Origin of the sequence: Candidatus Nitrosotenuis chungbukensis (assembly GCF_000685395.1) — an archaeon.
Lineage (GTDB): Archaea > Thermoproteota > Nitrososphaeria > Nitrososphaerales > Nitrosopumilaceae > Nitrosotenuis > Nitrosotenuis chungbukensis.
Genome location: NZ_AVSQ01000020.1, coordinates 145,462 through 160,131 on the forward strand (window position 1 = coordinate 145,462; position 14,670 = coordinate 160,131).

Genomic DNA, 14,670 nt, shown 5'->3' on the forward strand with positions numbered 1-14,670 from the left:
TTTGGGCTTTAGTCCAAAAAAAGAACTAGCCAGATTTTTGCAAGAAGACATTGGGTCTGGCGATGTCACGTCTGGAATAATAACAAACAGGAAAATTGTCGCAAAAATAATCACGCGCCAAGCATGCGTTGTCGCAGGAGTACGGTTTGCAAAAGAAATTTTTACAATGAACGGATGCAGGGCGAGGATTCTAAGAAAAGACGGATCCCATGCAAGACCGAATCAGACAGTGTTGGAAATTTCAGGCCCCGCAAGATCAATTCTCAAATGCGAAAGGACTGCACTGAACCTGCTTTCGCGAATGAGCGGGATTGCCACATCGACAAACGAGATAGTCAGAATTGTAAAAAGTGCCAGCCCAAAAACAGACATCTACTCCACAAGGAAGACTGCGCCAGGCCTGCGATTCTTTGACAAAGAGGCAGTAATGATTGGCGGAGGAAAAAAGCACCGAGTAGCGCTGTCAGACATGATAATGATAAAGGACAACCACATTGCGGCGGAAGGCTCGATAATCGAATTGATCAGGCTGGCAAAGAAAAAATCAGACAGGTTTGAAGTTGAAGTTGACACTCAACATGACGCAATCCTAGCTGCAAGCCTTGGCACTCCGATAATAATGCTGGACAACTTTACGCCGCAAAAAATCTCAAGTACTATTTTGGCCCTAAAGAAGCTCGGGCTGCGGAGCAGGGTGAGACTTGAGGCATCTGGCGGGATCAATGCAAAAAACATAAGAAAATACGCAAAAACCAAAGTCGACATGATTTCAATTGGAAGCATTACAAATTCCGCAAAGGCAGTTGACTTTAGTCTAGAAGTTTAGTTTTATTGTAAAGTCAGTTTGAGTTGCCGCTTTTGATCAATTCTCAAAACTCTTTTCGACTTCCTGCGCCATAAGTTCTAGCTGGTCAGTGCTTCCAAATTTCCTATACGTCAGCTTCTCCAAAGTTTTGATTATGCTAATAGCTGCCCTGTACTGGGGAATTTGCGGCTCGTTTAGCTCGCCGTACATCCCAATTCCCGAAATTCCGTTTTGCTTTGCAAATCCCAGAATCAGCCCGTTAAACCCAGTGATGACGGACTTTTGCGGAGTCGTCGTTATGTCCAGTCCCTGCATCTGCTTTGTTAGTTCAGCTGACGTGGTTGTGACAAAGGTCTTGGGATCTTTGTCCAGTATCCGGTTAGTGTGAAACCCACCAACGGTGTAGATGAACTTGGCGGAATATTTTCTTGAAATGTCTATAACGTCCTGGCAAAGCGAGTGCAGCTCGTCATTGCCTTGCGGCTGTCCAGTATCGCCTCCAAAAACAATCAGCCCGTCAGCATACCGATATTCCCAGATTTCGTTTGGCAAGTCGATGTACCCCCCTTGGTCCAAGACATATGTGGGAAACGTGGTTTTTGCAATTCTGAATTTTTTTGTCCTCAGGCTGTTGTTGATAAAATTCACAACTATGCTGCCAACGTTGCCCATGTCCTGCATCGCCGCAATAATTATCGGTTTTTCAATTGCTGGCTCTTCTGTTTGAAAAAACTCCACACCTTACCCCGTGACTACTCACTTAAAACTGGTGTTCAGAGACAGATGTTTGGCCTTTTTGAAAATGCAGTTAATGTAAAGAATCAGCTAATTGCAAGCATCCGTTCTATTGCAGTCCTTGCCTTGTCTGCGATGTTTTTTGAAACCCTCACTTCGTACTTGTCGTCCCTCAAAGATGCATAGACCTTCTCAGGTGTGATCATTTTCATGTACTGGCACACTGCACTATCTGATGCCGGGGCAAACGTCTTGCCAGGGTTTTGCTGCTGCATTCTGTACAGAATTCCAGTCTCGGTTGCGACTACGAATTGTTTTGCGCTTGACTGTTTTGCATAGTTCATCATCCCTTCAGTTGAAAGAATTTGGACCTGCCTGTTTTTGTAATCGCCAACTGCCACCTCATACATTATTTGTGATGTGCAGCTGCATTCTGGATGAACCAGCAGTTCGGAATTTGCAAGTGAGTCTAGTTTTTTGTGTATGTCCTCTGATCTGATTCCGGCATGCACGTGGCATTCGCCTGCCCAGATGTACATGTTTTTTCTTCCAGTCACCTTGGCAACATAAGAGCCCAAGAACATGTCAGGCAAAAACAAGACTTCTCTGTTTTCAGGAATCGACTTTACCACGTTTACGGCATTTGATGATGTGCAGCAGTAATCAAGCTCGGATTTTATTTCTGCAGTAGTATTCACGTATCCTACCGCTATTGCATTAGGATGTTCTTTTTTCCAGTTTCTCAGTTGGTCAACTGTAATAGAGTCAGAAAGTGAGCATCCTGCGGCAAGGTCTGGTATGAGCACCTTTTTGTCAGGACAAATTATTGCGGCAGTCTCTGCCATAAAGTGAACCCCGCAGAACAGAATTGTCTTGTGCGGAGTCTTTGCAGCTTGCCTTGCCAAGCTAAGCGAATCGCCAACAAAGTCTGCCACATCCTGGATTGCAGGAAGCTGGTAGTTGTGGGCCAAGATGACCACGTCCTTTTCCCGCTTTAGTTTCAAGATTTGCTCAGATAACATACGACCATACTCATGAGCGGCATTATTCATTTAAAGAATAAGATCAGAGTGTTAATTTTCTAAAATCTGGACAATTACGGCAATTTTTGCCAACATTATGTGCCTATCTGCATATCGTCAGAACAGATTCCCCGAAGGCACTCTATTGCAGACAGGATTGCAAGCCTGCTTGTCTTTGGGTTTCTTTGATCTGGTACGTTTTCCACAGTTATGGAGAGTCTGCCAAATTTCCCCTTTGCCTCTATGGCATGGGTGTTTTTGTCAGTGTTAGGGTCTGCAATTATCCTCACTTTCGTTTTTTCGCTTCCAATTCCTGCAAGGCTTAGAAGCGCCGCCACGTTGATGTTTGCAGGAAATAGTTTCACTGCATCTTTTGCGTTTCCGTCAAATAGCGTAACTGGGTTTTTGATAGAATCAACATCCATTGGATTGGCCTCAAAAAATTTTGCGCCCTTGAGCGATTTTGGGTTTTTTGTGGTGGTTATGGATATGGAGTCGATTTCGTTTTTCACAGACTTGATTGCGTCCAGTCCCGCAATTGCGCCAGACGGCAGGTAGATGCTTTTCTTAAACTCAGAGCACGCCTCGACTAGCACGTCTAGGACGGATTCGTCAAGCAAAGCGCCCACGCTCATTACCATCAGGTCTCTTTTGTTCTGAAGTATGCTTAGCGCGTGATTCCTAACAGCGTCCTGGGACGCAGCTTCGACTACAATATCGACGGGGTTTGACGAGAGCATGTGGGGGTTTTCAACTATTGCCGGTTTTTTTGCCAGCTTTAACGCAAGTGCCTCTGATTTGTTTTTGTCAAAATCGTAAATGTGAGTTAGCATCGCATTGATTTTTCCAGAGTCGATTGCAAGTGCGATTTCTGTTCCAATGGCGCCACACCCCAAGAGTCCTACTTTTTTCAACAGATATCGATGGATTATTGTCCTAAATGAATTTAGTCGGTGCCAGACGAATCAAATGCGAAGACATAACTAGCCTAGATTTTCATCCTATTTCATGCCACTGCGAAAAAAAGGAAAGCACCAAAGATCAGCAGATCAGAAAGCGGCACGTAACTGGCGAAAAAAGTAGTCTTTTTGATCTTTTGAGTGTTCAATGCTAGTCTTGTGTAAAGGATATTTGCATCTCAAAGATTTTATTTTATGTAACAAACGTCATGTATGCTAAACACGGTCTACAAGGAGGCAATCAAGAACAGGGATGCCACGCTGTCTATTCTGCGAGGACCCAAATTTGAGCAGATTGTCGATCGCGCAAGGCAGAACTGGGTAGAGTACAAGCCAAAAAAACAGGACTGCACCATGGCAGGAATCGACAGCAGTTTTAACAGCACCAAGTTCCAGGGAATGGAGCTCTGGGTAGTAACAGCAGTGTCCATAGGAACTGACGGCAAGATAATTTTCGACGACCACAAACAGGGGCTTGGCAGCGATGTTTCGGACTTGTCATCAATTGCAAGCAAGATGGAAATTGACGCATGCGGTAAGACAGTTGATCTCGTAGACATTACGCTGATGGACGGCTCGCTATACTCCCAGTTCATGACAAGGCAATCGGTGCTTACGCATACCATTTTGAGGATAATGGAAAAAAGAAACAATGTGGTTTTTGTCGCCAAGACGTCAAACACTAGAATGCAGTTTTTGGACCTAGAGTCACTTGCAGGAGACATATTTTACTACAACCATGCCACAAAGACGCCCGGGTTTAGCAAAGTCCATGTTGATAGGAAGTTTGGAAAGGACAAGGCAATATCGTCAATCTATGCAAGGCTGAGCGACTCTACACCCCTGATCAAAATAGAAATGCTAGGCGACACCCACACAGAAGACGAGGTCAAATCATTACTTGACAAACTCTACAAGAACAGCGTGGGAGGATACCCGTACGCCCTCAAGCTTGCGCACAAGAACTGCAAGATAAGCGGTGCAGACCTGGGCAAGCTTGTCAGCCTTTATGGAATCTCAAACGAGGTTGGCTCAAGGGAAGTATTGGAATAATTTTTTGAATTTGATTTGATCATGCAAATTTGCAATATTTCAAACTGGTTTTTCCAGACGAGGCAAATTTTTCTAGTCGCAAGTCAGGTTTCCCACATTATTTCAAAAATCATTCGTGATTAAAAATTATAATAATTTACAAAAAAATATCCAATTTTCATAATAAAAAATCAAATATTTACATTTCTTATTTTTTTAAGATCGAAACAATGTAAAATGATTAATGTAAGTCATTGTGACGCATTGTAATTGGCCACAAGTTCACTGTCAGTTTATGCAGGTGTGAAATCGTACAGCCTAAAGGGAAAGCTACTCACAAGAAAGGATCTTCAAATGCTCTCAGAGTCAAGAGACTTGGATGAGTTAATCACAAGAATAAAGGGAACGTCATATGGTGACGCAATTTCCAAAGTAACAAAACCGTATTCGTCTGCAAAAATCGAGATGGCGTTAAGGGACAGACAGGCAGACATGCACTACAAGATGATGCAGGCAGCTGGCGGCTCCAACGTATTGTTTGCATATTACTTGAAATTCGTCTTGCAGAATCTCAAAATCATTCTAAAGGGCAAGATACTCGGGAGAAGCCAGGCCGAAATAGAGTCATCAGTAAACCTGCACGCGATGGAGTTGATCAGGGAGCGAGACATAGTAGTCAAGGCGCTCATCGCAAGGGATGTCGAAGAGGCAGTAACCACCCTAAAGGGAATAGGGATAGGCGAGGAGGTCGAAAGGGCGTTTTCTCTGTATCATGAGAAAAAACAGATTCAGATACTGGACCTGTATTTTGACAAGTTCTTCTATGAAAATCTAAACCATGTTGCAAAGACATCAACTGACTTTAATCTGCACACGCTGTGCGTGACAGAAATCGATTATTACAACATGCTGTGTGTTTTGAGGGGCAAGTTCTGGAATCTTGATGAAAACCAGATCCAGGACCTGATCATCCCGGGCGCATCGGGCTCCTCAAAGGAAATCCTTACAAGAATGATTTCCTCAGATTCCATAAAAAGCGCGCTAAACGAGCTGGCAAGCACAAAATACAGAAGCCTAATACCGCAGGAGGAAAGCGCGATTGACGCAATCAGCCAGTTTGAGCGCGCATTTGAGATGTATGTTTACAAAACAATGCAAAGCCAGTTTAGCAAAATGTTTGGCTTTTCGACGGTTGTCGCAATAGTGAGATTAATCGAATACGAGGTAAGAAATCTATCTGCAATCGCGTTTGCAGTAGAACAGAAAATTCCACCAGACACTACGATGTCAAGACTGGTGGTTAAAGAAATTTCAGACTAGTTTGTCAGATGATACTTGAGCTTGTCCACGGTGCCCTTGATGTTTGCGGCAATTCTCTGATACATTTCAAGTGCCTCTTTGTCAATGAACAGGTCCTTTTGCGACTTCCAGTCAGTAGTTATGAGGATTTTTGCATATGACTCTTTTTTCGGCTTGTATTTGTACCAGTAGGAGTCGTCCTTTACTATTTTCAGGTATTCATAGCTGACCTTTGCCTTTGGAGTGTATACAGAGACTGTGATTATTCGCTCCTTTAGTAGCGACTTCATCATGAGGTCATGTAGCTTTTTGTCAGCGTTTAGTATTGCAATGATATCGTCCTGGATGAGTCCCGGCGGAAGAGTTGTAAGCTTGCCATATCCATCCCAGATGAAATCTTCGACCTTTGAGTTGAACCTGCCCTTTAGGACTTTTGTCAGGGTTCCTATGTTTAGCGGCCCAATTTGGACATCTGATGGAAATGAAATGAAATACCTCATCTTCCACGTGGTGCCTTCTGCTATCCCCATCCCATACATGCCGCCCGGGGCAAATTCGCTTTTTGTAACGGTCTTTCTTTTTAGAATGTCGATGTAGTCTATGCTGTCATTTACCCTCATCACTCCCCGGCTTGCAGTTCCAGGGTTTGGGCCGTCAAGGGATGATCTTGGATAGTCATACTCAAAGTCCATTGTGCCATCAGGCAAGAGCTTGCAGTCAAGCCCAAGGGACATTAGGTGCTTGTGAACCTTTTTTGCAATCTTGTCTTCTACTGTCGACGATATGATAGAGTCAGGATATTGTAACGTGCCTTTGCTTACGCGCATTATATTATTAAGAATATCTGTTTTTCAGAGAACAATTTGATTTGATTCCAAAAACAATATAAAATTTATAAAAAATTTTTAAAAAAAGTAAAATTAATTGCATGTTTTTTCCTACGCCTGAGAGATCAGTTTTAGGATGCTTTTGATTATTTTGTTGTGATCTGCGCCAACCTCAGTAGTCATGTAAATCACATGCTTTTCGTCAATAGGTATGGTCATGCGTTTGATTTTCTCATATTCGGCAAGCACGTATTTGCCCTTCCCTATGGAACCGGTAAAATGCATTCTCAATTTCCACGCCTCAATTGCATGTCGGATTGATTGGCGTTCTTCGTCAGGGCTAAGATAGTTGGACAATCCCTCGCGCTGACCGCCTGCCATCAGCCTTCCTTCGATGTCAACAATTGTAACGAATCGGATGTCAGGATCTATTTCCATGATGTCCTTGTGCAGTTTGATGTAATCCATGGGTAGTGATGGTAACTTTGCCTCTTAAAGCCTCGTTTTTGCAAAAGACTCACAGACACACATATCTTGTCAAGGGTCGGCAAATCTTTGAATTTATTTATCACTGACAGATAGTTTTCCTGTGATACATCGCAAGATACTAATTCAAAAATCAATCAACGCTCAGATGATATCAATGGGGAAGACATGACGCTTGGGGTCGTAATTGGCGAGTCAAAGCCAACGGCAGTAACTGCGCAAACATCAAGGCCGCTTTCAGTTGGCGAGTATGTCGTGATTGGTGCGCAGGATGGAAAGCTCCTCGGATTGGTGGAACGCTCGTTTGTCTCAAGTGCTGCGCTAAATGACATCCACAACTATGACGAGGCAGTAGAGAGCAAGGAGGTAGCAGACCTAAACTCCAGGGACAAGAGCTACACTGCAAAAATAACAATTTTAGGATACTTGACAGATTTACAAAAAAGCAGGATTGTTCTTCCTGCAATTCCGCCAATACCGGGAACCGCGGTCCTAAATGCGACAAAGGACGATCTTGGAACAATATTTGGCCCGCAAAAAGAAGAATGGGTAAGGATTGGAACGCTTTTGAGAAATTCGGAAATCGAGGCAAAGGTGAACCTCAACAAAATTGTTTCAAGGCACTTGGCGATTTTGGCAATGACTGGAATGGGAAAAAGCAACCTGGTATCGTTACTTGCAAAACAGATTTCAGGACTTGACGGGACGCTGATAATTTTTGACTACCACAACGACTATCCAGACTTGCACATACCCGGGATTAACGTAATTGACGCAAAGATAAACCCGAGGCTTTTGGATTCAAACACTCTGTCAGACGTGCTTGAGATTCGCGAAAACGCAGACATCCAGCACCGCATTCTCAGGCTAGCTTTTACACACGACGTAAAGGAGGCAAAAAACTTCTGGGACGCACTTGACCACAACGTGGCAATGATTGGCGCAAACCCCGAAAGAAAAGACGACAGGCATTCTGCAGACAGGGTGCAGGACAAAATCGATGATGCAAGACACAGGTTTGCAGACGTGCTAGACCCCGACATAATGGATCCTCTCGGACTGATAAAGGAGGGGAGGGTAAACGTGCTAAACGTGTCGGAGCTCTCAGAAAAGCAGGCAAACGTTGCACTTGCATATTATTTTCAGGAACTGCTCAACGACAGAAAGGCGGCACTTCTGGCAAAAAACTCCAAAAACAAAGAAGGCCGCCACTACAGGTTCGATTCGCCGATTTTTGTAATAATCGAGGAGGCGCACGTGTTCATCCCAAAGGGAGAGGACACTCACACAAAATACTGGGCTGCAAAAATTGCAAGGGAGGGGAGAAAGTTCGGGCTAGGCCTGTGCATCGTGTCGCAGAGGCCGCGAAACATTGATCCAAACGTCCTAAGCCAGATGGGCTCACTTGCGGTAATGAAAATAGTCCAGGAGGACGACCAGCACCAGATATCGTCTGCTGCAGAGTCAATCAGCAAGGACCTCATAACGCAGCTGACATCACTAAATGTCGGAGACGCGGTGTTTGTAGGGCAGTGGGTCAACCTTCCGGCCATCGTGCACATCGAAGAGGTAAAGGACAAGGTGGTGGGCTCTGACAAAAACGCAGTCTCAGAATGGAAGTACGCAAAAAAGTTCGACAAGGTTGCAGTCGAATCCACACAGGGACTGATCCAAAAAGACCTTCTGCTTGATTGAGATGATATTTTCCCACATCTCCGACACTCACTTGGGCCTGATACAGTACGGCCTAGAAGAAAGGGAAAACGACATGTACAGTGCGTTTAACGAGGCAGTCGATATCTCGATTAAGGATCATGTCGATTTTGTCATTTTTGCAGGCGACATATTCCATGTCCCAAACCCAAGCGGCATGGCAATAATACAGATGGCAAATGCGCTAAAGCGCCTAAAGCAAAGCCAGATAGAGTCGTTTTTTGTGCTAGGCGAGCACGACATCAGCAGGATTCGCTCAACGCCCATCCCGTACGTGTACCACAACTTGGAGTACGCAAGATACGTCGGGCATGGAAGGCCAGTAATCCACAAAGACGTCATGATTGCAGGATTTGACAAGATTCGAAAAGGCGAGATGCCAGAGTATTACGAGAGGTTTTCCCAAGTAGACAGGGCGGCAAAAGATCACAGGGGCCACAAAATCCTCGTGATGCACCAGGGAATATCTGAGATAAACAAGTTTGCCGGCGAGCTTGGCTCAGCTGATCTTCCAAAAAACTTTACCTACTATGCCATGGGGCACCTGCATGACCACGCCCTAAAACAATTTTCACATCTCTCAGGGCCGGTAGCGTATCCAGGATCAACTGAAATGACGACAAGTGAGGGAATAAAAGAGTCGCAAAAAGGGTTTTACGAGGTAGACATTTCAGGAAACGATGCAGTCCCAAACTGGGTAAGGCTTGACACCCGTCCGCAGATGTCACAAAAAACGGAATTTGATCACCTAGAGAAAACAGTCAGCGATGTCTTGGAAAAGATTTCAAAACTTTCAAAAAAGCCAATAGTAGAGATAAAAATTTCAGGCGACAACATAGAATCAGACATTGTTCAAAATCAGATGGCCCGCCTTGCACCGCACACGCTGCACTATGTTTGGAGGCTGACCCAGAACAGTGATGGAAACTCGTCAGTGCTTCTCGACAGGCCTGCAAGCATCGATGACGAATTGATCAGGCTTGCGGCAAACTGCCTTGGCAAGACAGACTTGGCGTCATTTGCAATAAGGGATCTTTTGCCGCTTCTATCGGCAAACAGAACTGACGAGGCGGGGCAGATGATAATGGAAAGGTTCGAGCAGTTCAAGGGGACAAAATGATAACATCAGTTGAGCTCGGAAACTTCATTTCGCACTCTGAGACAAAGATTGACTTTGAAGAAGGTGTGACGGTGTTTGTAGGGCACAACGGTGCCGGAAAGTCAAGCATCATCGACGCGATAACATTTGCGTTGTTTGGAGAGCATACGCGCAAGTCAAACAAGAGCCTCATCAGGCGAGGCACAAGCCAGGCATATTCCAAGGTAAGTTTTACGCTAAACGGAAAACAGTACCAGGCCGAGCGAAAAATCGACTCAAAGGGAACGCTTGGCGCCCAGCTGTTTGAGATAAGAAACGGAGAGACGCTGCCGATTGCGTCAGGTGAGCGAAAGCAGTTTGGCGAGTCCATGACAGGCGAAATTGAATCCAGGATAGGCCTTGACTTTACCAAGCTCAAAGTCGCATCCATAGTCCAGCAGGGCGAGCTAAACTCCATAATCAAGGCAAAACCAAAGGAGTTCAAGGAACTTCTCAACGCGATAATCGGGATAGACAAGCTGGACACTGCGGCAGGAAACCTAAAGATAGTTCAGAAAAACTTTCGCCAGGCAGTCCAGCAGAGACTAGGATATGACGACACCCACATCGACATTCTAAACAAGGAGATCACAACACTAAATGACGAGATAAAATCAGCCGAGCCACAAAAGGCAGATCTTCTGCAAAAAAAGGTCCTTGAGGAGGCAGAGCTGCAAAAGATAAAGCAGAAAATAGAAACAGAATCCCCAAAGAAGGCCATGCTGGCACAGATTGAGCAGCGAAAAAGCGAGCTTGTAAAATATGCAAAAGACGCAATACTGTTGATTCAGAAAAACATTTCAGAAAAGGAGAGAAAGATTCAGGCCTGCCAGGGGTGCTTTGAGTATGCAGATTCAAAGGGAGCGCTGGAGTTGTCACTGCAGAAGACAGAATCCGAAATCGAGGGCGCCGGGAAAAAAATCCAGGAATTATCAAAGCAGGTGGCAGTTCTAAAGGAGCACGAGTCTCTGGCAAAAAAACTGCAGCTCCAAGACGGCAAGTGCCCAGTATGTGACTCTGCAGTGGACCGCCTAAAGCCGATTTTCCAAATAGAGCACCTAAGACAGGAGCAGCAAAGCGCAGAATCAGAAATTCACGCGCTTGAGCAGAAAAAACTAGCACTTTCAAAAGAAAAAAAAGAGACCTCCGAAAAGCTGCAAAAGGCAATTGCGGCAAGATCCACACTTGATGCCCATTCCATACAGAATGCGGGGCAAATCGAGGCAGTGCGAAAAGAAGTGGATTCGCAGAAAGCGCAGATCAGTGCACTACCCACAGTCAGCACAGAAGGCGGGCTGCTGCAGTTCGCGTCAGTTGACTCGCATGCCAGGACCATGTATGATACAATATCAGACTTGGAAAAACAGGTCTCCGGATTTAACCAGAAAGAATTCGAGGAACTAAAAACGGATTTGGAGCAAAAGCAAAAAGAACTAAGCCAGATTGATCAAAAATACGGCGCGATCACGGAGAAAATAAAAAGGGCAGACGAGCGAGTTGCAAAAATAAGTTCCATACTATCAGAACTAAGTCTGGTCAGAAAATATCTGCTCCAAATCGACGACATCCAATCCAGCGTGTATGACCGCGACGGCCCAGTTGCAACAAGCCTCAGGTCATGGGCGCTAATGACAATTTCTGCAAAAGCATCAGAGTACCTTGACATACTTAACACAAAGATTCACAGAGTAGAGCTATCAGAAAAAACGCGAGACATCACGATTACATGTTATTCAAAGAACAGCCAGATTGACATTGATTCGTTGAGCGGGGGAGAGCAGGTCAGCGTTGCGCTGTCATTGAGACTTGGCATGGCACACCTGCTTGGCGCGTCGAATCTAAACTTCATAATACTTGACGAGCCGACAACCCACCTTGACGGGGAACGCAGGCGCGCCCTAGTAAGGGTGCTCTCGCAGCTATCAGACATAACAGGTGTTACTGGACCCCTCCAGTTCATCATAATAACGCACGATGCGGAAATCTTCGAGGACTCTAGTGTCGAGAAGATATACAAATTTGAGTCAGGCGAGAACGGAACTAAGGTTGCGCTGCTCTAGCCGCCAGTAAGCTTGGCAAACTTTTCGTTCTTGCTAAGCTTTTCCATGAACTGAATGTTTGAGAGTGCAACTATGGCAGATTCCACCACCGGAACGCTCGGATCGTTGAGTGCTTGCTCCAGCACGTGTTTTGCGTCCTTTGCGCCCACCACACCTAGTGCAATGGCTGCCTCGTGTCGCACAAACATGCTTGGGTCGTGCAGTGTGGCGTCTTCAAGGTGTGGGATGGCGCTTCTGTACCCCATTTGCCCTAATGAGAACGCAGCCTCGTGTCGCACAAGCTCGTTTGGGTCGTGCTTTAGCACCTTTGCAATGTACGGGATCTTGTCCTCGCCTCCAAAGTCAACTAGTATGCATGTTGCCCGGGTTCGAACCACATAGTCCTCATGTGTGATGAGGCTGACAAAATAGTCGACATCTTTTTTTTCATACCTTTCTTCCATTTGCGCAAAAAGGGCGAGCCTTTTTTCCGGTACTGCATCCATGTATGATTTTGAAATTATTTGTGTACTATATTATCCTAGTTTTGAAAATCAAAGATAGTCGGTATATTTTTAAAGTGAACGACTATCGGACGAGTCAGATAGCATTTTCCTGTTTCCTTGACCGAGCGTATGATCTCCACAGGCGTTAATTCCCGCAGTTCCTGCGGTAATATGTCTGAACCTAATCCAGTTTCGGCTTTACGTGGGGACTGGTAGGGGTTCATATTATTAGCACAACCGACTTACATTTTGCCTAGCTCAAACATTGGGAATTTCTCGTATTGGTTTTATTTAGCAAGTTGGTTATTATGTAATTCCCGACAATTCATCCAAACTGTTTTACAAATCAGGTTCTCATAATAATGATAATATACCAAACAGATTGATTTTCGTTGTTGATAGCACAGATAGGCCAAAAGGCGCCAAACTTGGGCGTTTCAAAATGGGTTCAGGGGATGCCGACTAACTTTGATCAGGAAAAAGATCACATCGTACTAGTCGAGGTGTTCCAGGTAAACTGCCCTGGCTGCTTTCTGTACGGCATTCCAGAGGCAATCAACATTTACCAAAAATATCACTCAGAGGGAGTAACAGTTCTTGGCATTGCCACTGCGTTTGAGGATTTTGACAAAAACACATTAGAGAACCTAGAACTGTTGGCAAAGACAGGCGAGACAATCGGCGAGACAAAAAAGGCACTCTCCCAGTACGGCAGGGCAGTGGATGGAAGCAAGATCCCATACAAGATTCCGTTCCCGCTCGGGATGGACCTCTTGACAAAAGAGACGGGAGTCGTAAGCAATGAGAAGGTAACTGATTTCATAAAAAGCCAGCTTCCCGACTTTGACTCGCAGCCAGAAGACTACAAATCCCAGATAATACAGCGAGTCAAGGATTATTTCAAGTCAAAGGAGTATTCGGCATACACGTTTGATACGTTTTCCCTGCGCGGCACGCCATCAACTATCCTAGTTGACAGGAAGGGAATTTTGCGCGACGTCTCGTTTGGCCAGACAGGCCACATTGAACAAATGATTCAAGAACTGCTCAACGAGTAACTGGCTTTCTTTTCTTGTACATCATCACGCTACCGGCAGCGATTGCAATGATTGCAACTGCCACAAATATTACCACCATATTCACGGGCTCGTCCTGAATTATCTCAGGTTCCGGAACAAGTGTAAAGTCGCTTTTTACTTTGAGTGTATGAGTCCCGTTTCCTGGAAACTCTAGCGTTACAAAAGAAATTTTCTGGTTTGCCAGTATTTTGGGGACGACCTCCTGTTCGTTTAGGAACAGATGAATTTCTCCTTTTGTTATGTTTTGCGGAATTTGCAGCTCCAAGAGATTGTTCTGTAGCCCGCTTGAGATTTGAAACACAAGCGTGTCATTGTAAAACGCCACATCGTCGATGTTAAAGTTTGCAACAGTCTCAATCACATATGTTTTGTCACCGACGTCAACATCGAACTTGGTTTTGAGCCCGGTCTTATCAGAGAGAGGTACGGCAAACGCAGGAACTACTACAATCATTGATAAAATCAGAAATAAAATAAATTTCAATTTAGGCCGGGATTACTCTTTTTCGTAGCTCTTTGTCTTTTGAGATTCTCGGATGTGAAGGATCAGCTAGGATTACTTCGAACCAGTAATGAAATCCGTCCTTGTACAAAAAGTACGAGCCAAGTAGTTTTAGATTCTTGTATTTTTGCGCAGTTCTGTTTTCTGCCACCTGCTTCATGCTAACGTCTGCCTTTATTCGAGTTACACCCAAGTGCTTTTGTCTTCTTCCGGCAACTGGCCTTTTTCGCCTCATTCCGCCGGTTCCGACACGAGCCCTAATCACCACGATTCCCTGCTTTGCCTTGTAGCCTAGGCTTCTTGCCTTTTGGATTCGGCTTGGCTTTTCAAGTCTGGTAAACGCGTTCTGTTTTCTCCAGATTACGGCTTTTTCTCGTATTTCCGGCGAGTTTTGTTGCCACATCTTAAGCCAGGTTTTGTCTTGGGAACTGAGCATTATTCGCACTATTTCACCCCCCTTAATATCCGATACGGCGATATGGGATGGAAAATTCGCATCCTCCACCAAAAGCACGTCACACCGGAGCG

General features: G+C 44.9%; 15 protein-coding genes. 7 read left to right on the forward strand and 8 right to left on the reverse strand.

Features of this window, described 5'->3' with window-relative positions:
- The first annotated feature begins 1 nt into the window (after position 1).
- The gene (gene nadC, locus NKMY2_RS08800; RefSeq protein ID WP_042687188.1) at positions 2 to 826 is read left to right on the forward strand and encodes a carboxylating nicotinate-nucleotide diphosphorylase; all 825 of its coding nucleotides are present in this window, start codon (positions 2 to 4) and stop codon (positions 824 to 826) included.
- 36 nt (positions 827 to 862) lie between these two features.
- On the opposite strand, the gene NKMY2_RS08805 is transcribed toward nadC, so the two are convergent.
- The 3 genes from NKMY2_RS08805 to NKMY2_RS08815 all read right to left on the reverse strand — a co-directional run bounded on the left by NKMY2_RS08805 (position 863) and on the right by NKMY2_RS08815 (position 3,476).
- Positions 863 to 1,543, reverse strand: coding sequence for a PAC2 family protein (locus tag NKMY2_RS08805; RefSeq protein ID WP_042687191.1), 681 nt, complete (start codon positions 1,541 to 1,543; stop codon positions 863 to 865).
- A gap of 83 nt (positions 1,544 to 1,626) precedes the next feature.
- On the reverse strand, positions 1,627 to 2,562 hold the full coding sequence (nadA, locus tag NKMY2_RS08810; protein WP_042687194.1) for a quinolinate synthase NadA: 936 nt from the start codon (positions 2,560 to 2,562) through the stop codon (positions 1,627 to 1,629).
- Between the two features lie 95 nt (positions 2,563 to 2,657).
- On the reverse strand, positions 2,658 to 3,476 hold the full coding sequence (locus NKMY2_RS08815; protein ID WP_042687196.1) for an aspartate dehydrogenase: 819 nt from the start codon (positions 3,474 to 3,476) through the stop codon (positions 2,658 to 2,660).
- Positions 3,477 to 3,734: 258 nt separating this feature from the next.
- On the opposite strand from NKMY2_RS08815, the gene NKMY2_RS08820 reads away from it, so the two are divergent.
- Together NKMY2_RS08820 and NKMY2_RS08825 are read left to right on the forward strand one after the other, a co-directional pair.
- Positions 3,735 to 4,574 (forward strand): DNA double-strand break repair nuclease NurA, encoded by an 840-nt coding sequence (locus tag NKMY2_RS08820; protein WP_042687199.1) that lies wholly within the window; start codon positions 3,735 to 3,737, stop codon positions 4,572 to 4,574.
- Between the two features lie 249 nt (positions 4,575 to 4,823).
- Positions 4,824 to 5,873, forward strand: a complete 1,050-nt coding sequence (locus NKMY2_RS08825) for a V0D/AC39 family V-type ATPase subunit (RefSeq protein WP_042687204.1) — start codon at positions 4,824 to 4,826, stop codon at positions 5,871 to 5,873.
- Here NKMY2_RS08825 and NKMY2_RS08830 read toward each other — a convergent pair.
- Entirely contained in the window at positions 5,870 to 6,679 is an 810-nt protein-coding gene (locus tag NKMY2_RS08830) for a hypothetical protein (RefSeq protein WP_052347690.1), read from the reverse strand. The genes NKMY2_RS08825 and NKMY2_RS08830 overlap by 4 nt on opposite strands.
- Positions 6,680 to 6,790: 111 nt before the next feature.
- Positions 6,791 to 7,147, reverse strand: a complete 357-nt coding sequence (locus NKMY2_RS08835) for a DUF6659 family protein (RefSeq protein ID WP_042687207.1) — start codon at positions 7,145 to 7,147, stop codon at positions 6,791 to 6,793.
- Between the two features lie 186 nt (positions 7,148 to 7,333).
- Between NKMY2_RS08835 and NKMY2_RS08840 the strand changes: the two genes are divergently transcribed.
- From NKMY2_RS08840 to NKMY2_RS08850, 3 genes are read left to right on the forward strand one after another with little or no spacing between them, the layout of a single operon-like run.
- Entirely contained in the window at positions 7,334 to 8,860 is a 1,527-nt protein-coding gene (locus tag NKMY2_RS08840) for an ATP-binding protein (protein ID WP_042687210.1), read from the forward strand.
- A 1-nt stretch (position 8,861) separates the two neighbouring features.
- On the forward strand, positions 8,862 to 9,998 hold the full coding sequence (locus NKMY2_RS08845) for a DNA repair exonuclease (protein ID WP_042687427.1): 1,137 nt from the start codon (positions 8,862 to 8,864) through the stop codon (positions 9,996 to 9,998).
- Positions 9,995 to 12,076: an AAA family ATPase gene (locus NKMY2_RS08850; RefSeq protein ID WP_042687214.1), complete on the forward strand. Its 2,082-nt coding sequence runs from the start codon at positions 9,995 to 9,997 to the stop codon at positions 12,074 to 12,076. Before NKMY2_RS08845 ends, NKMY2_RS08850 begins: the two co-directional genes overlap by 4 nt.
- On the opposite strand, the gene NKMY2_RS08855 is transcribed toward NKMY2_RS08850, so the two are convergent.
- A complete protein-coding gene (locus NKMY2_RS08855) occupies positions 12,073 to 12,561 on the reverse strand; it encodes a HEAT repeat domain-containing protein (RefSeq protein WP_042687216.1) in 489 nt (162 codons plus the stop codon). The two genes, NKMY2_RS08850 and NKMY2_RS08855, sit on opposite strands and share 4 nt — an antisense overlap.
- Before the next feature lie 395 nt (positions 12,562 to 12,956).
- On the opposite strand from NKMY2_RS08855, the gene NKMY2_RS08860 reads away from it, so the two are divergent.
- Positions 12,957 to 13,619, forward strand: coding sequence for a peroxiredoxin family protein (locus tag NKMY2_RS08860; protein ID WP_042687218.1), 663 nt, complete (start codon positions 12,957 to 12,959; stop codon positions 13,617 to 13,619).
- Here NKMY2_RS08860 and NKMY2_RS08865 read toward each other — a convergent pair.
- Both NKMY2_RS08865 and NKMY2_RS08870 read right to left on the reverse strand, forming a co-directional pair.
- Positions 13,609 to 14,094, reverse strand: coding sequence for a hypothetical protein (locus NKMY2_RS08865; protein ID WP_052347692.1), 486 nt, complete (start codon positions 14,092 to 14,094; stop codon positions 13,609 to 13,611). The genes NKMY2_RS08860 and NKMY2_RS08865 overlap by 11 nt on opposite strands.
- A gap of 31 nt (positions 14,095 to 14,125) precedes the next feature.
- Complete coding sequence (locus tag NKMY2_RS08870; RefSeq protein ID WP_042687429.1) at positions 14,126 to 14,578, reverse strand: eL15 family ribosomal protein; 453 nt, start codon at positions 14,576 to 14,578, stop codon at positions 14,126 to 14,128.
- Between the last annotated feature and the right edge of the window lie 92 nt (positions 14,579 to 14,670).